The organism is Paraburkholderia sp. Ac-20347, from assembly GCF_017104805.1.
GTDB lineage: Bacteria > Pseudomonadota > Gammaproteobacteria > Burkholderiales > Burkholderiaceae > Paraburkholderia > Paraburkholderia tropica.
The window spans coordinates 1-19,698 of sequence record NZ_JAAGPN010000051.1; the positions used below are offsets into that span (position 1 = coordinate 1).

Annotated in this window: 21 protein-coding genes and 3 pseudogenes; 8 read left to right on the forward strand and 16 right to left on the reverse strand. The window is 61.4% G+C overall.

Translation table 11 applies throughout. The features are described 5' to 3' along the window. The coding region (locus G3N97_RS12650) for an IS3 family transposase (RefSeq protein WP_205993551.1) at positions 1–99 on the forward strand (99 nt) is incomplete at its 5' end. Between the two features lie 27 nt (positions 100–126). Here G3N97_RS12650 and G3N97_RS12655 read toward each other — a convergent pair. The 9 genes and pseudogenes from G3N97_RS12655 to G3N97_RS12695 all read right to left on the reverse strand — a co-directional run. Further along, a pseudogene (locus G3N97_RS12655) lies at positions 127–840 on the reverse strand (alcohol dehydrogenase catalytic domain-containing protein); the annotation flags it as partial. Positions 841–1,163: 323 nt separating this feature from the next. Further along, on the reverse strand, positions 1,164–1,976 hold the full coding sequence (gene hpaI, locus G3N97_RS12660; RefSeq protein WP_205993516.1) for a 4-hydroxy-2-oxoheptanedioate aldolase: 813 nt from the start codon (positions 1,974–1,976) through the stop codon (positions 1,164–1,166). A 9-nt stretch (positions 1,977–1,985) separates the two neighbouring features. Then, positions 1,986–2,789, reverse strand: a complete 804-nt coding sequence (hpaH, locus tag G3N97_RS12665) for a 2-oxo-hept-4-ene-1,7-dioate hydratase (protein ID WP_205993517.1) — start codon at positions 2,787–2,789, stop codon at positions 1,986–1,988. A gap of 3 nt (positions 2,790–2,792) precedes the next feature. Then, positions 2,793–3,224 carry a 5-carboxymethyl-2-hydroxymuconate Delta-isomerase gene (locus G3N97_RS12670; RefSeq protein WP_205993518.1) on the reverse strand — a complete coding sequence of 144 codons (432 nt, stop codon included), beginning with the start codon at positions 3,222–3,224 and terminating at the stop codon, positions 2,793–2,795. Between the two features lie 15 nt (positions 3,225–3,239). Further along, entirely contained in the window at positions 3,240–4,103 is an 864-nt protein-coding gene (gene hpaD / locus G3N97_RS12675) for a 3,4-dihydroxyphenylacetate 2,3-dioxygenase (RefSeq protein WP_205993519.1), read from the reverse strand. A 59-nt stretch (positions 4,104–4,162) separates the two neighbouring features. After that, positions 4,163–5,620, reverse strand: coding sequence for a 5-carboxymethyl-2-hydroxymuconate semialdehyde dehydrogenase (gene hpaE / locus G3N97_RS12680; protein WP_205993520.1), 1,458 nt, complete (start codon positions 5,618–5,620; stop codon positions 4,163–4,165). A gap of 21 nt (positions 5,621–5,641) precedes the next feature. Then, a complete protein-coding gene (locus tag G3N97_RS12685; protein WP_205993521.1) occupies positions 5,642–6,412 on the reverse strand; it encodes a fumarylacetoacetate hydrolase family protein in 771 nt (256 codons plus the stop codon). Continuing rightward, complete coding sequence (locus G3N97_RS12690) at positions 6,409–7,068, reverse strand: fumarylacetoacetate hydrolase family protein (protein ID WP_205993522.1); 660 nt, start codon at positions 7,066–7,068, stop codon at positions 6,409–6,411. Before G3N97_RS12690 ends, G3N97_RS12685 begins: the two co-directional genes overlap by 4 nt. Before the next feature lie 55 nt (positions 7,069–7,123). Further along, positions 7,124–8,509: an MFS transporter gene (locus G3N97_RS12695; RefSeq protein WP_205993523.1), complete on the reverse strand. Its 1,386-nt coding sequence runs from the start codon at positions 8,507–8,509 to the stop codon at positions 7,124–7,126. A gap of 425 nt (positions 8,510–8,934) precedes the next feature. Here G3N97_RS12695 and G3N97_RS12700 point away from each other — a divergent pair, with 425 nt between their 5' ends. Together G3N97_RS12700 and G3N97_RS12705 are read left to right on the forward strand one after the other, a co-directional pair. Continuing rightward, positions 8,935–9,834, forward strand: coding sequence for a LysR family transcriptional regulator (locus G3N97_RS12700; RefSeq protein ID WP_205993524.1), 900 nt, complete (start codon positions 8,935–8,937; stop codon positions 9,832–9,834). Positions 9,835–9,944: 110 nt separating this feature from the next. Continuing rightward, a complete protein-coding gene (locus G3N97_RS12705) occupies positions 9,945–10,439 on the forward strand; it encodes an ester cyclase (protein ID WP_205993525.1) in 495 nt (164 codons plus the stop codon). Between the two features lie 377 nt (positions 10,440–10,816). Here G3N97_RS12705 and G3N97_RS12710 read toward each other — a convergent pair whose 3' ends face one another. Then, positions 10,817–11,053, reverse strand: a complete 237-nt coding sequence (locus G3N97_RS12710; RefSeq protein WP_205993526.1) for a hypothetical protein — start codon at positions 11,051–11,053, stop codon at positions 10,817–10,819. Positions 11,054–11,182: 129 nt separating this feature from the next. On the opposite strand from G3N97_RS12710, the gene G3N97_RS12715 reads away from it, so the two are divergent. The 3 genes from G3N97_RS12715 to G3N97_RS12725 all read left to right on the forward strand — a co-directional run bounded on the left by G3N97_RS12715 (position 11,183) and on the right by G3N97_RS12725 (position 12,326). Further along, a complete protein-coding gene (locus tag G3N97_RS12715; protein ID WP_205993527.1) occupies positions 11,183–11,617 on the forward strand; it encodes an STM2901 family protein in 435 nt (144 codons plus the stop codon). Beyond that, positions 11,614–11,964 (forward strand): DUF1493 family protein, encoded by a 351-nt coding sequence (locus G3N97_RS12720; RefSeq protein WP_205993528.1) that lies wholly within the window; start codon positions 11,614–11,616, stop codon positions 11,962–11,964. The genes G3N97_RS12715 and G3N97_RS12720 overlap by 4 nt, the downstream gene beginning before the upstream one ends. Positions 11,965–12,125: 161 nt before the next feature. After that, positions 12,126–12,326 (forward strand): hypothetical protein, encoded by a 201-nt coding sequence (locus G3N97_RS12725; protein WP_205993552.1) that lies wholly within the window; start codon positions 12,126–12,128, stop codon positions 12,324–12,326. Here G3N97_RS12725 and G3N97_RS12730 read toward each other — a convergent pair. Beyond that, positions 12,292–12,459, reverse strand: a pseudogene (locus G3N97_RS12730) (ATP-binding protein); the annotation flags it as partial. The gene G3N97_RS12725 and the pseudogene G3N97_RS12730 overlap by 35 nt on opposite strands. 173 nt (positions 12,460–12,632) lie before the next feature. Next, positions 12,633–13,928 (reverse strand): site-specific integrase, encoded by a 1,296-nt coding sequence (locus G3N97_RS12735; RefSeq protein ID WP_205993529.1) that lies wholly within the window; start codon positions 13,926–13,928, stop codon positions 12,633–12,635. Between the two features lie 210 nt (positions 13,929–14,138). Here G3N97_RS12735 and G3N97_RS12740 point away from each other — a divergent pair, with 210 nt between their 5' ends. After that, positions 14,139–15,131, forward strand: a complete 993-nt coding sequence (locus tag G3N97_RS12740; RefSeq protein ID WP_205993530.1) for a DNA-binding protein — start codon at positions 14,139–14,141, stop codon at positions 15,129–15,131. A gap of 239 nt (positions 15,132–15,370) precedes the next feature. Here G3N97_RS12740 and G3N97_RS12745 read toward each other — a convergent pair whose 3' ends face one another. Beyond that, the gene (locus G3N97_RS12745; RefSeq protein ID WP_205993531.1) at positions 15,371–15,607 is read right to left on the reverse strand and encodes a hypothetical protein; all 237 of its coding nucleotides are present in this window, start codon (positions 15,605–15,607) and stop codon (positions 15,371–15,373) included. Between the two features lie 251 nt (positions 15,608–15,858). Here G3N97_RS12745 and G3N97_RS12750 point away from each other — a divergent pair, with 251 nt between their 5' ends. Beyond that, positions 15,859–16,296: an SET domain-containing protein-lysine N-methyltransferase gene (locus G3N97_RS12750; RefSeq protein WP_205993532.1), complete on the forward strand. Its 438-nt coding sequence runs from the start codon at positions 15,859–15,861 to the stop codon at positions 16,294–16,296. Positions 16,297–16,398: 102 nt separating this feature from the next. Here G3N97_RS12750 and G3N97_RS12755 read toward each other — a convergent pair whose 3' ends face one another. From G3N97_RS12755 to G3N97_RS12765, 3 genes and pseudogenes are all read right to left on the reverse strand, one after another. Beyond that, positions 16,399–16,725, reverse strand: a complete 327-nt coding sequence (locus G3N97_RS12755; RefSeq protein WP_205993533.1) for a hypothetical protein — start codon at positions 16,723–16,725, stop codon at positions 16,399–16,401. A gap of 316 nt (positions 16,726–17,041) precedes the next feature. Further along, a pseudogene (locus tag G3N97_RS12760) lies at positions 17,042–18,212 on the reverse strand (IS3 family transposase). A 62-nt stretch (positions 18,213–18,274) separates the two neighbouring features. Beyond that, positions 18,275–19,696, reverse strand: a complete 1,422-nt coding sequence (locus G3N97_RS12765; protein ID WP_205993534.1) for an MFS transporter — start codon at positions 19,694–19,696, stop codon at positions 18,275–18,277. Between the last annotated feature and the right edge of the window lie 2 nt (positions 19,697–19,698).

Below are 19,698 nucleotides of genomic sequence, written 5' to 3' on the forward strand. Positions count from 1 at the left end.
AACGCCTACATTCGTTGGTACAACGAGAAACGGATCAAGGGCTCCCTTGGCTATCTCAGCCCCATCGAATACCGTGAAAGCTTGGGATTAACGACGTAACCCAGTCCAAGAAAATGTCCGCATCCCCCCGAGGCTCTTGGCCTGCTCCAACTTGTCGCCTGACAGATCGACCGCGATGATTTGCCGGGCGCCTGCCGCATGGGCCCCTATGAGCGCGGCCAGTCCGACACCGCCCAGACCGATGACGGCAACGGATGCGCCGACTCGAACCTGCGCCGTGTTGACGACGGCACCCACGCCTGTGAGAACCGCGCATCCAAACAGCGCCGCCTCGTCGAGCGGGACACTTGGATCGATCTTAATAACGGAGCGACGCGATACTGTCGGGTACTCGGCGAACACTGAGCATCCGAGGTGATGATTGACGACTTCGCCGTCGCGGCTCAAACGGCGTGCTCCGGAGAGCAAGGTGCCGGCTCCGTTTACTGCGGCACCCGGCTCGCACAGTGCGGGTCGTCCTTCCGCACACGGTGCGCAGTGTCCGCAACTGGGGACGAACACTACGACGACGTGGTCGCCAACTTGAAGGTCGGTCACTCCGGCCCCCGGCTCCTGCACGATGCCAGCGGCTTCATGGCCGAGCGCCATCGGCATCGGGCGAGGCCGGTCGCCGTTGACTACGGACAAGTCGGAGTGGCAAAGCCCTGCCGCTGCGACCTTGATCAGCACCTCGTCCGGGCCGGGCGGCGCAAGATCGATTTCCTCGATGTGCAACGGCTGGGAAACGGCGTACGGCGAAGTCGCGCCCATCGCCTGCAGAACGGCTGCCTTGATCTTCATTTCGAACACCCTCTGTCACGCGGTTGATAAGTTCGTCGCGTCAAAAATGTGTGAATACATGAAATATCGCATTAATCCGACCTCGCTCGTTTTGCATGTATCGGATTCCTTATGAAATAGAGTGAGTAAAACTATCAATAGAATTCAATGATGCATTGCTTGGCTGGAGTCTTTACCGCTGATTGCATTCCCTTCTCGGTCGACCCAGTCATATTTGGCAGCTTTGCCGCCTCTTCCGTCTGAGCACAACAGACCTCAAATTGCGCGGGAGGTCGATGTCGATTGGTTGAGTAGGGGACGACTCGATCGTGCCCTAGTCATCCTTAGTACGCGCTGGATCCGCTTGCCGGCGCTGCGGACACTATGTCTGTGCGCTTGTACAACTGCGCGAGGTCGCGGCAAGCGCGGGTCAGCAAGCTGGTGTCGACGCCGACGGCGACGAACAAGGCACCGGCATCGAGGTACTGCCGGGCCAATTTCGGGTCAGGTGCAAGCACGCCCGGCGCCTTGCCGGCCTTGCGCACGACCGCGATGCCGTCGAGAATCGCCCTCTGTACATCGGGGTGCCCGGGTTGGCCGAGCATGCCCATCGAGGCCGACAGGTCCGCCGGGCCGAAAAACACCCCGTCGACCCCCTCGGTGCCGGCTATCGCGGCTAGGTTCGCGACGCCTTTCATTGTCTCGACCTGTAAGAGCACGCACATTTGCGCATCGGCGTCATTCAGATAGTCCGTAACTTGGTTCCAGCGCGACGAGCGCGCCAGCGCCGAGCCGACTCCACGAATGCCGTGCGGCGGGTAGCGTGTAGCCGCGACAAGCACTGCTGCCTGTTCGGCCGTCTCGACAACGGGGACGAGCAGCGTCTGCGCGCCCACGTCGAGCAGCTGTTTGATCAGAGGCACGTCGCCGATCACGGGTCGGACGATCGCGTGCGTCGGGTACGGCGCGACCGCTTGGAGTTGGCCGAGCACGGTGCGCAGATCGTTCGGCGCATGCTCGCCGTCGATGAGCAGCCAGTCAAAACCGGCACCCGCCATCGCCTCAATTGCATAGGGATCGGCGAGGCCAACCCACAGGCCGATCTGTTGGCGCCCGGCTTTGAGGGCCTGCTTAAACATGTTTTGGGGAATTTGCATAAAGCGCCTTCAAACGAAGCGAAACGCTACCGAACCGAGCGCGCCATAGTCGACGTGGAAGTTGTCGCCGGCCTTTGCCGGCGTCGGTCGCGTGAACGAGCCGGCAAGCACCACGTCGCCAACATTGAGTTGTTCGTCATAGGGTGCAATCTTGTTAGCCAGCCACGCCACGCCTGTGGCCGGGTGATTAAGCACGGCGGCAGCCAGACCGGTCTCTTCGATCACACCATTTTTGTAAAGCAGCGCGCCGATCCAGCGCAAGTCGACTTCGGTCGGCTTCACTGGTCGGCCGCCAAGGACAATGCCGGCATTCGCGGCGAAGTCGCTGATGGTATCAAAGACCTTGCGCATGTCCTTGGTGTCGCGGTCGAACTGCTCGATGCGCGAGTCGATAATTTCAATCGCGGGCGTCACATATTCGGTGGCCGACAGCACGTCGAACATCGTGACGCCCGGCCCTCTGAGCGGCTTGCCAAGGATGAACGCAAGTTCTACTTCGACGCGTGGCACGATGAACCGACTTGAGTCAATGTCGACTCCCTGCGCGAAGAACATGTCGTCCATCAGCGGCGCAAAGTCCGGCTCGGTGATCTGGCTCGCCTGTTGCATCGCGCGCGAGGTCAGGCCAATTTTGCGGCCTTTGATCGTGCGGCCATCCTGGATCTCAAGCGCGACCCAGGCGCGCTGAATCGCGTAGCCGTCTTCGATCGTCATCTGCGGGAAGCGCTTCGAGAAGTGACGTACTTGAGTGCGGCTCTTGCGTGCTTCGTAGAGCTCGCGGGCCAATTCGGCAATCGTGGCTTGCGGCAGCATGAGTCAGCCCCTGTTGAAAAGCGGGTGGATGTTGCTTAACTTGGCATCGAACACCTCGGCGCCCACATCGATCTGAAGGGTCACGCCTACGTAATACGTTGCCAGTAGCGGCTCAAAGTGGGCGCGAGCCGTGGCCTTCAAGTCTTGTCCAACGCGCTGCTGAACCGCTTCGCTGCGGCCGCGCCCCATGCGTAGGTTCAGGTAGGCGAAGTTGTACTCGCCGATGCCATTCGCGACGCGCCCGGCTATGCCGCCGTCGCCGATCGCGAAATGCGGCGCCGGGTACGCGAACACGCGTGTGCCACCAGGTGGGAACAGCGGTTGGTCGAACTCGTCCCGTTGCGCAAGCATGGTGTCGGCCAACTGGCGGCACAGCGCACTCATGTCGACGTGGCGGTCGAGACTACTGTTGTAGAGGATGACGAGATGAGGCATGATGGTTCTACAGTTTCAATTTGCAAGCGGCGTGATCGGGAAGATCGCGTTGATCTGCCCGGTGCCGGAGCTGCCAAAGTAGGGCGTGATAATCTCCACGCCTTGGTCGTAGCGCTCGCCGCCGAGCACGCCTAGAAGCATTGCGGTGTCGTGCATGCCGCCTTCGCCCCAGCACTTGTCGCTGTACATCGGCAGCATCTGCATGAAGGCCTTCCACTCGCCGCGCTTCCACAACTCGACAACGTTGCGGTCGGTCTGCTCCAGGAACTCGTCGTACACATTGTCCATAAATTCTGGCGCGCGGCCATTCGGGGCGAAATGGTGTGACAGCGAACCGCTCGCGAACACAGCTACCGTCCCGTCGTAGCGCTCCTCAATCGCCTTGCGTATGGCCAAGCCGAACTTCTCACTTTCGCCCAGGTCATGCCACTCGCAGCATGCAGAAACGCATATAACCCTGAAGTGCTGGTCGGCATTCATGTAGCGCATTGGCACCAAGGTGCCGTATTCGAGTTCTAGCGTCGTGTCACTGTGAGCGCGGCTTTTCACGCCCATTTCGTTGGCGACCTCGGCAATCAAGTCTCCAAGTTTGGTGTTACCAGAATAGGCATACGGAAGGTTCTTGATGAAGTGCGGCAGTTCGTTGCTGGTGTATACACCTTCGAAGTGCTCGGCGCAGTTGATGTGGTACTCGGAGTTGACGAGCCAATGCACGTCGAACACGACGATGGTGTCCACGCCGAGTTCGCGGCAACGCCGACCGATCTCCTTGTGTCCATCGATGGCCGCCTGCCGGCAGCCTTTGTGTGGACCATCCAACTCCGACAGGTACATCGACGGCACATGGGTAATTTTTGCAGCCAACGCGAGTGTGCCCATCAGGGTCTCCTTTCTGTTTGCGTGAAACGCTTTCCGGATGAGGCCGATTCAATGCTTGCTTATGTGCCCCACTGGGGGATGTGATGCGATCCGAGAGACACGCATACGTTCTTCGGCTCGAGGAACACTTCGTAACTCCAGGTGCCACCTTCACGCCCTGTGCCCGAGGCCTTGGTTCCACCGAAGGGCTGGCGCAGATCGCGAACGTTCTGGCTATTGACGAAACACATGCCGGCCTCGATGGCTGCCGCCACGCGGTGCGCCCGGCCGAGGTTCTCGCTCCACACGTAGCTCGACAGCCCGTACTGAATATCGTTGGCTTGCCGGATCGCATCGGCTTCGTCGGCGAACGGGATCAGGCAGGCGACTGGCCCGAAGATTTCTTCCTGAGCGATGCGCATGTCATTGCGGACGTCGGCGAACACCGTCGGGCGAACGAAGTTGCCGTTCTTCATCGCGTCGGGCAGATCGGGGGCATCGAGACCGCCCGTCAGAAGGGTTGCTCCCTCTTTGGGGCCGAGTTCGATGTAACTGCGCACCTTGGCGAGGTGGCCCTGGCTGATCATCGGGCCGACGACAGTCTTGTCGTCCATCGGGTCGCCAACCGTAACTCGTTTGGCGCGATCGGCAAAGCGCTTGGCGAACTCCGCGTAGATGCTCTTTTGCACCAGAATGCGTGAACCTGCGGTGCAACGCTCGCCGTTATTGGAGAAGATCATAAAGATAGCCGCGTCGAGCGCCCGATCGAGGTCGGCGTCTTCGAAAACCACGAACGGACTCTTGCCGCCGAGCTCCATGCTGAACTTCTTGAGCCCGGCGGTCTGCATGATTCGCTGGCCGGTTGCGGTCGAGCCGGTGAACGAGATCGCGCGTACATCCGGGTGGGCGCACAGCGGCTCGCCGGTCTCCTTGCCGAAACCGTGCACGATGTTGAGCACGCCCTTGGGCAGGCCGGCTTCGGTGGCGAGCTCACCGAAACGCGAGATAGAAAGCGGCGAAAGCTCGCTCATCTTTAGCACAGCCGTGTTGCCGAAGGCCAGACAGGGGGCGATCTTCCAGGTGCCGGTCATGAACGGCACATTCCAAGGTGAAATCAGGGCACAGGCCCCGACCGGGTGGAACAGCGTGTAGTTCAGGTGCGTCGGCGTCGGGTACGTGTGACCATCGACCCGCGTGCACATCTCGGCAAAGTAATAGAAATTGTCGGCTGCGCGCGGTACTAAATTCTTCCGCGTCTGTGCGATCACCTGGCCCGCATCGCGTGTCTCCAGCTCGGAGAGTTCAGGCACATGCTTAACGATCAGATCACCGAGCTTGTTCATCATCTTCGCCCGCTCGGCAGCGGGTAGCGCGGCCCACTTTGGGAACGCCTCTTTCGCTGCGGCCACCGCCGCGTTGATCTCGGCAGCACTGCCCGAGGCCACTTCCGCCAACACCTCTTGCGTGGCCGGGTTGGTGGTCTCGAAATAGTCGCGGCCTTCAACGGCCCTGCCGTCGATCAGGTGCTGTATTCGCATGGTTTACTCCTATTCAGGTTTTCAGCGGCCGAACACGGCGTCGTCGACGATGGTGTTGACCAAGCGGCCGATACCGTCGATCTCGGTGATTACTTCGTCTCCGGCTCTTACGTCGATTACGCCTTCGGGTGTGCCGGTGAGGATCACGTCGCCAGGTGCGAGCGTCATAAAGCCGCTTAAGTATTCGATCAATGCAGGCACGTCGTTGATCAGATCGCGGGTGTTGCCGCTCTGCGTGAGTTTGCCGTTGACCAGCGTCCGCAAGTCGAGCCCGTGCGGGTCTGGTACGTCAGCGGCAGAGACGAGCCACGGACCGAGCACGGTACAGGTGTCGCGGTTCTTCACGCGCAGATTCGGGCGGTAGTAGTTTTCCAGGTAATCGCGGATCGCATAGTCGTTGGCAACGCAGTAGCCGGCCACATGGCCAAGCGCGTCAGCGCGAAGCACGTTCTTCGCCGTTCTGCCGATGACGACTGCAAGTTCGCACTCGTAGTGCATGAAGCTCGCATCCGCGGGCCGGCGCGTGAAGCCGCGGTGACCGATGAGTGTATTAGGCCCCTTGAGGAAGGCAAGCGGCTCGTCCTTGGCGCCGATCGTAAGTTCCTTAGCGAGTTCCTTCGCGTGGTCCGCGTAATTGATGCCGAGGGCGATGATGGTACCGACTTCGAACGGAGGCAGCCACACGACCTGCGATTCGGCCAGGATTCGGCCGTCTGCAAGTTGCACACCATCGGCATGTTCGACCGCATGGTGGAGGGCACCGCCGAAGGCGACGCGTGCGATTCGTTTCATGCGATCCCCCTTTCGGCGATCAGCGGATTCTCAAGACACCCCAGCCCATTGATCGCGATGCCCACGCGTTGCCCAGCCCGCGCCCGCGGCGCATTGGCCGCAACGCCCACCGAAAGTACATCACCCGGCATAAGCGTCATGAATTCGCTGATCTCGGCGAGCAGCCGCGCCGCCGGCCGGATCAGACCAGCGGTGCTGGAGCGGTGCACAGTCTCGCCGTCGATCGCGACCGAGATGTCGAGCGCATCGGGTGAGCCCACTGCGTCGCGCTGCACGAGCGGACCGATAGGGCAGAAGGTGTCGCGCGCTTTGAATCTTAACGATGGTCGATAGTAGGAGGGGTGAGGAATGCTCACGTCGTTTACGATCACGTACCCGGCAACGAACGACAAGGCATCGCTCTCCGCGACGTGACACGCGGTTCGCTCGATTACGAGGCCGAGCGTTGCGCCGATCTCAAGCTCGCTGACGCCGTCGGGAACGACAATGGCCTCGCCAGGCTCGAGCCAGGTGTTGCGTGGTTTGATATAGAGGATCGGCGCCTTCGGCGGTGCCCTGTAGGGCGCCACGTTGACGGCGTCTCCCAGTGCCGCGAGTGCGTCGCGGTGATTAAGCAACGTGCCGTAGACGGTACCACGGCGGACAGGACTGTACATGTAAGTCACTCCACATCGGCGGCGAAGGCGGTCGTAGCGCCGCCACAGATTCGGATCAGTGTGAAGAAGCCGCAGCGGTCGCTCGCACTGCAGTGTTCGCGGCCACCTTGGGACTGTGGCGCCCGACGGCCATCAACGCGACAAACGCGCAGGACATGGCTAAGCCAAGCATTATGAAGAAGGCCGAGCCTCCGCCGGCCGTGATCACAGCTGCACCGGCGAAGGAACTGAGGATCGCACCCAACCGACCAAACGCAAGCGCCGACGCGGTGCCGGTTGCTCGCACGATCGTTGGGTAGACATAGGCGCATAGTGCATACATCGTCGACTGCACAGCGTTGACGAACAGACCATGAAGGCCTATCCCGAAAATCAGCCACCCAGTGTGCTGCGCGACATTGACACCTTGCAGCATGAACGCGCTGCCCGCAGCCCCCGCACAGCAAAACGCCAGCGGCCAACGGGAGCCGAAGCGTGCAATGACCACGGCACACATAAGCGCACCGACGACACCGCCAAAGTTGTACGCTGTCAATCCCGAGGCAGCAACGGCTGGAGGCAGGCCTTCCCCAGCGAGCATTGTCGGCAGCCAGCTAAAGGCACTGTAGACCGCGAGCAGGCACATAAAGAACGCCGTCCAGATTGCCAGGGTGTCGCGAAGACGGCCGGACTCGAACAACGAACCAAAACCGGCACGTTTCTCGGCCGCCTGTTCGCTGGCATCGACAAACACCGTGTCCGGAGACGTCGGTCGCGCCATGCGCCCGAGCAACTTGCGCAGTTCAGGCCAGCGCTCGCGGTGGCGCGCGAGGTAGCGCGGAGACTCGGGCAACATCAGAAACAGCAGCACGCTCAAGCCCATCGGGAGCAAGCCGCCGATCCAGAACAGCCCGCGCCAGCCATATACAGGAAGCACAGCGCTTGCAAACAGCCCGGCGATTATGCCCCCCAGCGGATAGCAAACGGTGGTCGCGGTGACTGCTAGTGTGCGCCGACGCGCGGGCGTAAATTCCGCGGTCACGGTCGTTGAACTCGGTAAGGCGCCCCCGATGCCCAGGCCGGCGATGAAACGCAATGCCGAGATTGTGACAACGTTGGGTGCGAATCCGATTGTGCAGGTGGTGGCGCCGAATATGAAGACACTCACGATGACCGCCATCCGCCGCCCGAAGCGGTCGGCCAATAGACCAGCGCAGACGCTGCCCACGGCCATGCCGAGCAGGCCAGCCGCCACAGCCGGTGCGAACGCGCCGCGCGTGATGCCCCACTCCTTGATCAACGACGGAATCGCAAATCCGATTAGCTGTCCGTCGAAACCATCCATGACGATCGCCGTGGCCACCATGAAAACAGCAATCTTTTGCATCGTCGAGAACGGCCCGTCGTCAAGCACGCCGCCGATGTCGACCAAGGTGGCCGTGTGTTTTGCGCCGCTGCTCATGGCTGTTCTCCTGAGCAGCGGGCCCTCCACTCATCTGCAGCGCCCGCGGCACGACCGTGGGTCGGAAGAAACCGTCTGAGTGTGGGCTTGTGATTGGGAATCCACTTCATTGTCTTGTCTCCTGATGCTGCAACTAAGTCTTATTCGAAGCATTAACAGCGGTCTTCAGCCACGTTTGGTGATACGTGCTTTTTAAAAACGTTGGCGTATTAATCTATTTCCAAAAAACTTTATCTTGCGAAACTATTCCTCCGTGTTATTCGCCTAAAATGAGCTGCGGAAGCGCATACAAGTTGAACCGGAGGTACTGGTCGACGAACGTTCTCGTCCCTCGCGCATCGCCGCTTCGGGTACGTTGAAGTATTGTTAAGCATCGGTCCCGGCCACACAATTGAAATCTTGCGCGGCATTTATAGGAAAAGGGAATGAATCTTACGATAGGGCAATTGCGCGCGTTTGTAACCGTTGCGAGACTTTCCAGTTTCACCGAAGCAGCCAAGCGTCTGCATCTCACTCAATCGGCTCTAAGCGTGCTGGTCAAGGATCTCGAGCGGGAACTCGACGTGCGTTTGCTGGATCGCACTACACGATCGGTGAAACTGACCGCGGCCGGAACAAAGTTCTATGACGCAGCGGAGAGCTCGGTACTCGCGTTCGAACGTGCCCGACAAAGCGCTCACGCGTTAAGCCGAGCTGGGAAAGAGGTTATTTCGATGTCAGCGCCGCAACTGACGCTTTGCACAGTTCTCGTCCCGGCAATATCGGAGTTTCTCAGGCAAAACCCGATGCTTGACGTCAATGTCACCGATGACGCCTTAGCCGATGTGCCCTTTAGAGTGCTGACAGGAGACGCCGACCTGGGGATTTCGCCGGATCGCAGCGTGGGGGAGAACTTGGAGCGAAAGCCGCTTATGCGGGATATTCTTCACCTGGTTTGTCTGCCAGACGAACCCGTGGTGCGCAGCAAACGCGTCAAGTGGAAGGACTTCGTCGGTCACTATCCGCTCATTACTAGTCGCGAATTTACCTCACGGGCGCGCTTGGACTTGGGCGTCGAGGCGCAGAATCTTCATGCAGAGTACGAGGTCTCGCACTTGTTAACGGCGTTCGCGATGGTGCAGGCGGGACGCGGGGTTACACTAGCGCCAATGCATGCCCATCGACTGGCAACGACCTTTGGCCTTGTCATGTTGCCAATCTCCGAACCGCAGGTAGTGCGAGAGTTTGCGATCCTATCTCGGCGCGACCGTCCGGTGTCCGTCGCTGCGCGGCGGCTAGTGGATTTTTTGATCGTCGCCGCAGCAAAAGGATGGCCCGCGACGTGAGAGGCGCGGCGTTCTCGAGCACTGAGATGCGTTTTACTTTCGCGCATAGATTTCACGAGACGATGCCGGCAACGGCGAAGCTCTAGTCTGACACGTCTAGGAGAGCACAAGTGAATAGAAGGGACTGGATCGCCACGGGCTTGAAAGTGTCTGCGGTTGCGGCAACCGCACCCGCGGCCATTGTGTCCGCTCAAGGCGCGGCTGATATTCCGGCGCTTTTCGCAAGTATCCTTACCGCACACGACATCGATGCATTTGCGGCGTTGTTTTCGCCAGATTACATGAACCATCAGTTCAGTGCCGCAAATGCGCGACCGCCCCTCGGAACGAAGGCTAAGGAAGTGGCGATTGGCTTATACCGCTCGCGACTCGTCGGCATGCCTGATCTCAAGGTAACCGTCGAGAAGTCGCTGCTCACAATCGACAGTTGTGCAGCGAGCTTCCTCTACGAAGGAACCCATAAAGCGCTTTGCATGAACGTACCACCCACTGGAAAACGCGTGAGGTTCTCGTCCTGCGACATCTTCAGGATCAGCAACGGATTGATCGTGGAGCGTTGGGGCATGGGCGAGATTGCAGGTCTGATGGCACAACTCAAAGGATAGCTGTTGAGGGAAGCCGTTAAAAAGCCCGAGAAGCCGGTGAAAAAGAGGATATCGTCTCCTGAGCCACGAAACAGGAGCTGCCATGTAATGCACAATAGTTCTTGAATTCGACGATAGCGACGGAGCCCCGGTCAAGCGCGTCGAGGTGATGCGGCTTCATCGGACGGCTGAAAACCCGACATCCGGGAACGTGAGCCTGTCGCCGGCGATTGCTACCGTCATTGCGATCGTCATGGAGTAATTCATCGCCGCGTCGCGCGACAGATTGAGAGCGCTGATCAGTCTCGTCTCGATCCGATTCCTGATAAGCAAACAAGTCAGACGGAAGAATGAAGCCCGCGTGCGTTGCATTGCGCTATCAATTTACATAAATATAATTATCGCACTTTTAGAAACGTTTGATAACGTCCCCAGAGCGGTCCCGCGAACTGGTCTACGGCCTTCGACGCATCCAGCATGATCGCCTGAGGGTTTGCGAAGGCGATCGCGGCTCGCGCGACAATCGCCCCGACCGTCAAATGCTCTACTGCGCGAGCCAGCGCGACAATGGACGCGGGATCGCCTGAAACGCCGTGTTTCCGGGCAAGCTCCTGAATGTCTGTGTCGTCGAGCATCGTCCTCTCCGTTAGCTGCGAGATCCTTCACCAGCTCCGGCCGCCGGGCGGACTTCCGCTGGCTGAGCACGTCAGGATGCCACAAGTCACCCGTTTGTTATATTCCTCCGACGAATAATCGGAGCGAATATGAGTGGCAACGTTTACGACTACGGCATTCACAGGAATCTGTCTCCTTCAGAGCTATTTTTCCTCGTGTTTCTGGACGAGGCGTCGAAGCAGCTGGGCGTCGACGATCTGGTCGACGTGGCCGCGATCATCGTGGGCTGGCCGTTGCTGCCCACGCGCCGCAAGCCTGGCGGCACAACGAAAGGCACGTCGATCGCGTCCCGCGTTGCGCGCCGGCACCTCGACTTTGAAATCAAGGCCCGGATTCTGCCGAGGCTGACGCTCAAAAGCGCGAGCAAGCTGAAGATCCTCTTCACGAACAATCTCGGCGTGTTCGTCGGCCGCGCGGTGCCAGTCGTGGGCGAGGTAATGCTCACGTACGATGCCGCGACCATCAGCTATAAAAGCGTGATTCACTACAACCGGCTGGTGAAGCAGGAGGACAAGATATTTTGACAAGCGATCAGGAATTCGACGCGGTCGAGGAGTTCGTGCGTGCGCGAACAGGCGTTGGCACGCGCAGGCAGATCACCGCCGCGACCCGACTGGAGGACGACCTCGACTTGACCGGCGTGGAGGCGGAGGCGTTCATGGAGAAATTCTTCGATGTGTTCAGGGTTGAAGTTGGTGACTTCAGCTTCGATCGCTACTTCGTGAATGAAGGCTCGGGGCTCATTCTCTCGATCGTCACACGCCTTTCGCGGAAAAAGCGGGATGCACTGCATCGCGTGCCGATCACGGTGGGCATGCTCGCCGAAGCTGCCGCCGCCGGTCGCTGGGATTCGCTCGCTCTGGAGAGGTGACACGGGAGTTTTCTGGCGATACGGCTACATCAAGCCGCACGACGTGTGTGCGAAATCGCTCACGAACCCGGTCACGATCCAGCTTGCGCCCGCGCAGAGCACGATCCCGGCGAGTGCCACCCGAATGCCGGGCCTTATGGGGGCATTTCGCGATCGCGGCAATGCCCGCAACGCAGGCGACCAAGATAAATGGTGATGCCACCGGGCATTCGGCGAATGCCTGGAAGACAATGACGGGGGGCATGAATACTGTCCAAAACAGCGCCCAGGTGCCGTCGCAGTATGCGATGCAGCCGCCGGCGATCGTGGCCAAAGCCATCGCTGTTCCGTTTTCTGTGCAAGAGCCTCGGCTGCTTCCTTGAGCCGGTAGCTGCGGCCGTTGAACTCGAGCTGGTGGCAGTGATGCATGAGGCGATCGAGGATCGTCGTGCTCATCGTGTTATCGCCAAGGTAGGCGCTCCAATCCTGAACCACACGATTGGACGTGACGATGACGTATCCCCGTTCACGGGGATCGTTGAATTTAGGCGGGGGTTGTGCAGCCCCGCCCAAATTCCCGTGAAACAGCTCGCCGTTCAGGCGAGCTCTGACGAACAGATCTGCACACCTCTGTTCGCTTCGGGGCCGGGAAGCAAGGCGCGGCCCGTGCGTGAACAAAGTGGCGATCGCTAACGCCACTTCATCCGGTGAGCCCGGGTGGTTTCATCGTGACGCTGGTCGTCCTCTTCGTGAACGTACCGGTTCGTCGTGTTGATCGAATCGTGCCCGAGGTTATCGCGAACGGTGCGCAGGTCGATCTCGCTGTCGAGCATGTGTGACGCCGCGGTGTGCCGCAGCCAGTGAGCGGACGCCTCCCGGATATGCGCGGCGTGCTCGACATGTTCGCCGCCCAAAGCTTCAGTCCAGTCTGCAGCCTTTGTAAAGATAGCCTTGATCGCGTTGTGCACAGTCTTTCTGTCGACGCCTTCGCCTGAGACATTGCCCCTGCGCCGGCGATACGGCAGGAGCAGGGGAATAAGCTCGTGCTGCAAGGGCAGGGGTTCGAGACCGTGCATCTGGCGGTACCGCATCAGCTCGGCGAGCAGCTCGTCCGAGACTGGAATACGGCGATGCTTGAGGCCCTTGCCAATCACCTCCAGCCACCAGCGCCTCGTGCCGTCTGCGGCCAGGTCGCGCGTGAAATTGCCCATCGTGCCCGCGGCGACCTCCGACAGCCGCATGCCCATCAGATAGAAGAGGGTGATCAGCCAGCGCGCACGCGCCTTGTCGCGCTGCGCCAGGGGCCCGTCTTCTGGCATGGCCGCAACGTAGTCCTTGACGTGCTGCCACATGATGGCGGGCAGATAGCGCGTCACGCGCTGTGAGGGCCGCCGCCGCCGCTGGCGCAGCAGGCTGAGCGGGTTCGCTCGCAGCCAGCCCGCGTCGACGAGCCAGCCGAACAGGCTGTCGAGGATGACCATGGCCTGCCTGACGCTGGCCGCTTCCAGCCGGGCGGCGAACGGTCGCCAGCGGGGATCGCTGGTCGGAAAGCGCGCGCCACCTCCGGTAATCCATGTACCGGCGGGCTGGGGATCCGCGAGGAACCCGCGGTAGCGCGTCAGGTCCTCGTGCGTGAGCGAGGCCAAGGGTTTGAGCTGCGCGATCAGGGCCCAGATCGGATCGCTGCGCTGCGGATCGGCCAGGAACACCCGGAACGCGCGCAGGTCGTCCTGCCGGATGGCCTCCGGCCCCTCGAGCGCATCGGCGAGCGCCCAGAGCAGGAGCCGGTCGGCTTCCTTGCGGTAGCTCGCGCAGGTTGCCGGGCTGTCCTGGTAGTTCGCGAGCCACAGCGCGATCGCGTCGAGATCGGTCTCGGCGCGGACCTGGCAGCGATGCGGGTCGGCCCGGTTGTAGCCAGGGCCGCCGGGGGCGCCGGCGCGGATCTGGATGGCGGCCTCGAGCCGGGCCGGGAGCTGGGTACGCATGCGGGGCCTCGCGGGCGGTTTTCAAGCCGTTGGATGGTCCGTTCATTGTGCCAGACCCTCATTCATTGTCAATTCCCCATAATGTGCGTAATGTGAATTAATTGTGACGATGAGTTGCATTCACAACATATTACGTTGTATTCTATACTTTCATATCCCGGCCAGCCGCATCCGGGCCACCCGTTTGCCCAGGACGCCCGCGAGTTACCCATGACCCCTGACTCCATCGTGCAGCAGCAGGAAATCGCCCGCGAGGTCGAACGGATCAAGTCCGAGCTCAACGACACCCGCGAGATCTACCGTCAGGTGTGCCGCCTGCTCTTTTTGCGGTTCGGCATCACGCCGACGGCTAACGGGCTCTACCAGTTGGTCAGGAAAGGCACCATGGGCACCCCCGGCGCCGTGCTCAGGGAGTTCTGGCAGGAAATTCAGGCCAGGGCGCGCATCCGCATCGATCGCGCGGACCTGCGGCCCGAGCTGGTCGAATTCGCGGCCGACATGGTCGGGAAATTGTGGGAGCATGCCGTCGCCGACGCCGATGCGGACCTGGAGCTCGAGCGCGCGCAGATTCGCGCCGATCGCGCGCAGGCGCAGACCGAGGTGCTGGAGGCCCGTGAAGAGGTTCTGCGCAGGCAGGCCGAGATTGCGCGCCTTGAGTCGCAGCTCGGCGAGGTGCGGGCCGAAGTCCGCACGCTCGACAGCCGTCTGGCGGTCGCACTCGAAGTCAGAAAAACGCTCGAGCAGGACGTGTCCGCCCTGCGCGGGGAAATCCGCGCGCGCGACGACGCGCTCGACCGGGCCCGAACGGATTTCGCGGCCGAGCTTGCGGCCAGCCGGGAGCAGGCCCGGCTGGCCGCCACGCGCTACGAAGACGCGGCCCGGCGCGCCCTGCTCGAGATTGATCGCGCCCGCACGGCGGCCGCCACGGTTCAGCGGGCGTTTGACGACTTCCGCGCTCACAGCGCGCAAACCGAGGCGTCACTGCGCGCCGAAGTCGAGCGCGTGCTGCAGGACGTCTCGCACCAGCGGCATCGTGTCGGTGTCCTTGAAGGCGAGCTTGCGTCGCGGGCACGCAACGAGGCCGTATCCCGGGCCGAACGGGGAAAAGCCAGGGACGGTGCATACGTCCCTGGCCTGCACCAGAGCGTCCGACGCCGGCCCGGACGCACCGCATTGCGCCGCAATCAGTCGCGGCGTCGTTGAGCGCATGCGCCATGTGCAGCGGCCGCAAACGGGGTGGCGGCAAGGCAGGCACCTAGCCATATCATGCCTCGCGCGCGCGAACCGGCAGACGGCCCAGCCGGGCCGCTTGCCTTGCAAGCGCGGGCCATGCCCCCACATGGCGCCTCAACTGGACGCCAACGCTATCGTCAGACTGACCACCCAACCACCTCATGCCGAGCAGAAAACCAGGCCGCCATGTAACACCGCGCTCCAGAGCGCTACTGCTTCCGATGCCGCGCCAGCGAGCATCCGACCTCGTACTGCGCGCGCGACTGGCGCTCGAGCGGGTTCGCCACGGAGAGGCCGATCGCCCGCTGGTGAACCAGCTCGCGCAGGTCTGCCTGGTCACCGGGTTCATCGTGGAGAACGGGCACGGTGATCTTGCGCAACGGGTTATCGAAGAAGCCGAGCACGGGCTTGGAAACCTGTTGCGCGGATTTGAACAGACGGGGCAATGGCCTGACCGCTCCCCCGAACTGGTAGACTGTCTGACAGCGGTCATCAACGAGTACGACCGGCTGCTCGCCACGGTCCGCCTGGCAGTCATCGCCCGCGCCAGTGATTATCTCGACCGGCTCAAGGCTGCAGCAGCCTCCACACCGCCTTCAGTTGCAAAGCCGTCCGGGGGCGCTTCCCCTGCGTGTCCCGATCGCCATCCCGGCGGCGAAGGGCCAGCTCCCACGACGTCACCTACCTCAACCAAAGCATGAGACGAGTTGCCATCCGACGCTCCCCGATACACGGTAAAGGGGTATTTGCGCTGCGCTCCCTGGCCGCGGGCGAGCGGCTCCTGGAGTACCGCGGGCTCGTGACGACCTGGCGCGAAGCGGCCGACCATTGCTCTGCGCGAGCGCACGAAGAGCACACGTTCCTGTTCGGTCTTTCCGACGGTCGCGTGATCGACGGCGGCCGCGGCGGAAACAGTGCAAGGTGGCTGAATCATGCGTGCGACGCGAACTGTGAAGCCGTCGAGGAGTCCGGACGGGTCTTCATTGAGGCCACCCGGACAATCAAACCCGGCGAGGAGCTTTTCATCGATTATTCGCTCGAACTGCCGCGTTCTGATCGTCGCAAGGCGCGCGACATTTACCGCTGCCAGTGTGGTGCCCGATCGTGTCGCGGCACCATGCTCCGCGGCACCTGATGCCCCCTTTCATATGGAGATATATTTCCGTGCAGCATGGAAATGACGGTATACCCGCAGTGATGCGCGGACATGGCCACCGGCACACGGTACGTCCCGCCGTCAGCGCAACGTGCGCTGTGCAAGTGCGCCCCACTCCGCGCTCCCGCTGAGGACTGTCAGCCACTCGGCGGTAGCCTCTCCTGCATCCGTTAGCTCTGCGATTTCCTCCGGCACCAGCGGAACCTGGTCGTGTGCCGTGAGTTGCTGCTGCGAGTTCCGCAGGGGCTGCGGGGTCCACACGATCAGGCCCAGCGCGTGCAGCCGGTCGAGCAGCGGCGCGTGCCGCCCACGCACGAACTGACGCAGCCGGATCTGGCGTAGCGCGTCGAGCACGGCCGCATGGGTCACTTCCGCTGTGGCAGACATGGAGCCGGATGAACTGGACATCGATAATCTCCGGGTTCAGGGCATCATCAGTGTACCGTCGATAAGCGCACTGTGCGGCGCTGAGAGCCGCCCTGTGCGCATCGGGATCGGTCAGGGTCACGACTACGGTTGTGTGCCCGCGCGCGTACGTGAACGGCTGCGGCGCCCACATGCCTTGCCACGAATCGCCAGCAAAGACCAGCGCGTGACGGTGCATGGCTCGCACCAGCGCCGAGCTTGGCACCCGGACGGGAGGTAAGCGTGAGGGCTGAGCCACCGATGGCGTGCGCTTCATAGCGAGGTCTGAGGTCGGTCGGAATCGGCGGAGGCCAACGCGTCAAGCAGCGGTACGATCCAGAGAGAATCGCTGCGTAAATGCGGCAGGCGACAGGTAATCCAGACGGGCCTGCGTGTGCTGCCGGTTGTAAAACATTTCGATGTATTCGTCGATAGCGAGTCTGGCCTGCTCGCGTGTAGCGAATCGCCGATGGTAGATCAGCTCGTTCTTCAGAGAACCCCAGAACGATCCGATCGGCGCGTTATCGTAGCAGTTGCCGCGGCAGCTCATCGACGCGCGCATCCCGAACTGCCTGACGATTTCCTCGTAAGCCGCTGAACAATATCGCGAGGCGCGATCGGTGTGCTGAATCAGGCTGGGCTTCGGACGTTGGTTCGAGACGGCGCGAAACAGTGCCTGCATCACCAGGTCCTTCGTCATGCGTTCACTCATCGCATAGCCAACGATTTCACCACTGGACAAATCCTTCAGGCCGGCAAGATACAACCATCCTTCGTCGGTCGCGATGTACGTGATATCGCCACACCAGGCCTGATCGGGCGCCGAGACGGCGAAGTCCTGCTGCAGCAGGTTCGGTGCGACGGGCAAATCGTGCCTTGAATTGGTGGTGGCCTTGAACTTGCGCTTCTGGCTGCACCGCAGGCCCAGTTTCCTGCGCAACCGCTTTATCCGACTACGCCCACATGAACACCATGCCGCTCAAGATGTTTCTGCGGGCGCTCGGGGCCAAAGCTTTCGCGCGTGCGTTGATGGGCCGCGAGAATTTCCGCTTCGAGCCGGGCCTCCTGCCTCGCCTATTTCGGGGGCGAGTGTTTGCGCCAGGCGTAATAGCCGGTGACCGAAACCCCCAGCATTCGGCACATCGGTGGCACCGGGTAGTCCTGTCGCATCTGTTCAATCACGCCGTACCTCACCGCGACTCCCTCGCGAAGTACGTCGCGAATTTTTTAACAGATCGCGCTCCATCTTCACTTCCAAGTTCCCGCTGGACGCGTGCCAGCTCGGCTTCAAGCTCAGTCTGCGGCTTCTGCTCCTTGCCGACCTCCCGCAGCTCGCCCGCTTTATCCGAACGGACCCAGTTCGCCAACGTCTTGAGAGGAACCGACAGCCGCCGTGCCGCCTCCGAAATACCGACACCTTCACTGAGCGCCAGCTTGACTGCCTGCTCACGAAATTCGCTCGTGTAGACCGCCTTGGGAATTCGATTCATCGATGCCTACGTTTCACGATGGTACGAAACGTTGGCCTCTACTTTTTCCGACCGACGTCAGATCAGCACCGGGGGCGATCGTCAGCCCCTCTACCGGAGGGGCACGTGGCGCGCGGCACGTTGGCTGTCGCCGCATGCGAAGTTACCCACCAGACAATCGCCGCCACGAGCGACAGCGCAATCACCACGCCAAGAATCAGGCTCATTGCACGCTGGAACGGATACAGCGTGGAGATGAACGTGCCGAAGATCGCCACACCCAGTGCTGCCCCGCTCTGTCGCGCCGAGTTCAGCACCGCTGCTGCGATGCCCGCGCGATTTTTCTCGACGGTGCCGAGGGCGGGCGACGTCGCGGCCGGTGAGATGAAACCGGACGCCAGACCGATCGCGAGCATCGGTACGATCGCGATCCAGTAGGGTGAACTCGCGCTCGACCGCATCATCCCGAGAGCACCGGCTGCATAGAGGCCGAACGCGATGCACATCGACTGCCGGCTTCCGAGCAGTTTTACGAGCCGGCTCGACAGCAGCCCGCCCAGCGCGACCATTCCCGTCATTGGCAGGAACGCGAGCCCGGTGAAGAGCGCGGAATAGTCACGAACCTGTTGGTAGTAGAGGCTGAACGTGAACAGCATCCCGTAGAAGACGAAAGCCGATGCCATCGAGACAAACGTTGACCCCGAAAACAGCTCATTGCGGAAGAACTGTATCGGCAGCATCGGTGTAGCCGTCGACGCCTCGATCACGAAGAAGGCGATCCACGCTATGCAGCTCGTTGCGATGCTCGCTAGAATTGGCACCGACTGCCAACCGAGTACCGGCCCTTCAATTAGCACGCCGATCAGCGTACCGAGCGCGACGATCGCGGCGATCTGCCCAGGCAGATCGAAGTACTGTGTGCGCGACGAAGCCGTGCGGTCAACCGACAGCGTCAGCCACAATCCGACGAGACCGATGGGCACGTTCACGAAGAAGATGCTGCGCCAGCCGACCAGATGAATCAGCAGTCCTCCAACGAGGGGGCCCGACGCCATCGCGACTCCACCGCAACCCATCCAGACGCTGACTGCCGCAGCTCGTTCAGAAGGTACCGGGTATGCGTGGTTGATCAGCGCAAGTGAACATGGGACGAGCATCGCGCTACCGACGCCCTGCAAAGCGCGCGCGAACGTCAGCATCGGCAGGCTAGGCGTGAGCCCACAGAGCGCCGATGCGAGAGTAAAAACGGCAAGCCCCGCAAGATAGACGTCGCGAGAACCGAGCCGGTCGCCGAGCGTGCCACCCGTCATTAGCAGACTTGCGAAAGTCAGTGTATACGCGTTGATCACCCACTGTAGCCCTGCGATGTTGCTCCCGAACGTGTACCCAATCTGTTCGAGTGCGACGTTGACGATCGACGCGTCCAGCAGGACCACCGTGTAGCTGACACTGGTCGCAGCGAGGACGCGATGTGCCGCGCTGCGGGGGGATGTGAGCTCGGCCATGT

Bases quoted from the DNA above. Each gene is read 5' to 3' on its own strand.
- hpaI (WP_205993516.1), bottom strand. From the start codon at position 1,976: ATGCAAATTCCCCAAAACATGTTTAAGCAGGCCCTCAAAGCCGGGCGC.
- hpaH (WP_205993517.1), bottom strand. From the start codon at position 2,789: ATGCTGCCGCAAGCCACGATTGCCGAATTGGCCCGCGAGCTCTACGAA.
- G3N97_RS12670 (WP_205993518.1), bottom strand. From the start codon at position 3,224: ATGCCTCATCTCGTCATCCTCTACAACAGTAGTCTCGACCGCCACGTC.
- hpaD (WP_205993519.1), bottom strand. From the start codon at position 4,103: ATGGGCACACTCGCGTTGGCTGCAAAAATTACCCATGTGCCGTCGATG.
- hpaE (WP_205993520.1), bottom strand. From the start codon at position 5,620: ATGCGAATACAGCACCTGATCGACGGCAGGGCCGTTGAAGGCCGCGAC.
- G3N97_RS12685 (WP_205993521.1), bottom strand. From the start codon at position 6,412: ATGAAACGAATCGCACGCGTCGCCTTCGGCGGTGCCCTCCACCATGCG.
- G3N97_RS12690 (WP_205993522.1), bottom strand. From the start codon at position 7,068: ATGTACAGTCCTGTCCGCCGTGGTACCGTCTACGGCACGTTGCTTAAT.
- G3N97_RS12695 (WP_205993523.1), bottom strand. From the start codon at position 8,509: ATGAGCAGCGGCGCAAAACACACGGCCACCTTGGTCGACATCGGCGGC.
- G3N97_RS12700 (WP_205993524.1), top strand. From the start codon at position 8,935: ATGAATCTTACGATAGGGCAATTGCGCGCGTTTGTAACCGTTGCGAGA.
- G3N97_RS12710 (WP_205993526.1), bottom strand. From the start codon at position 11,053: ATGCTCGACGACACAGACATTCAGGAGCTTGCCCGGAAACACGGCGTT.
- G3N97_RS12715 (WP_205993527.1), top strand. From the start codon at position 11,183: ATGAGTGGCAACGTTTACGACTACGGCATTCACAGGAATCTGTCTCCT.
- G3N97_RS12725 (WP_205993552.1), top strand. From the start codon at position 12,126: ATGCCCGCAACGCAGGCGACCAAGATAAATGGTGATGCCACCGGGCAT.
- G3N97_RS12735 (WP_205993529.1), bottom strand. From the start codon at position 13,928: ATGCGTACCCAGCTCCCGGCCCGGCTCGAGGCCGCCATCCAGATCCGC.
- G3N97_RS12740 (WP_205993530.1), top strand. From the start codon at position 14,139: ATGACCCCTGACTCCATCGTGCAGCAGCAGGAAATCGCCCGCGAGGTC.
- G3N97_RS12750 (WP_205993532.1), top strand. From the start codon at position 15,859: ATGAGACGAGTTGCCATCCGACGCTCCCCGATACACGGTAAAGGGGTA.
- G3N97_RS12755 (WP_205993533.1), bottom strand. From the start codon at position 16,725: ATGTCCAGTTCATCCGGCTCCATGTCTGCCACAGCGGAAGTGACCCAT.
- G3N97_RS12765 (WP_205993534.1), bottom strand. From the start codon at position 19,696: ATGGCCGAGCTCACATCCCCCCGCAGCGCGGCACATCGCGTCCTCGCT.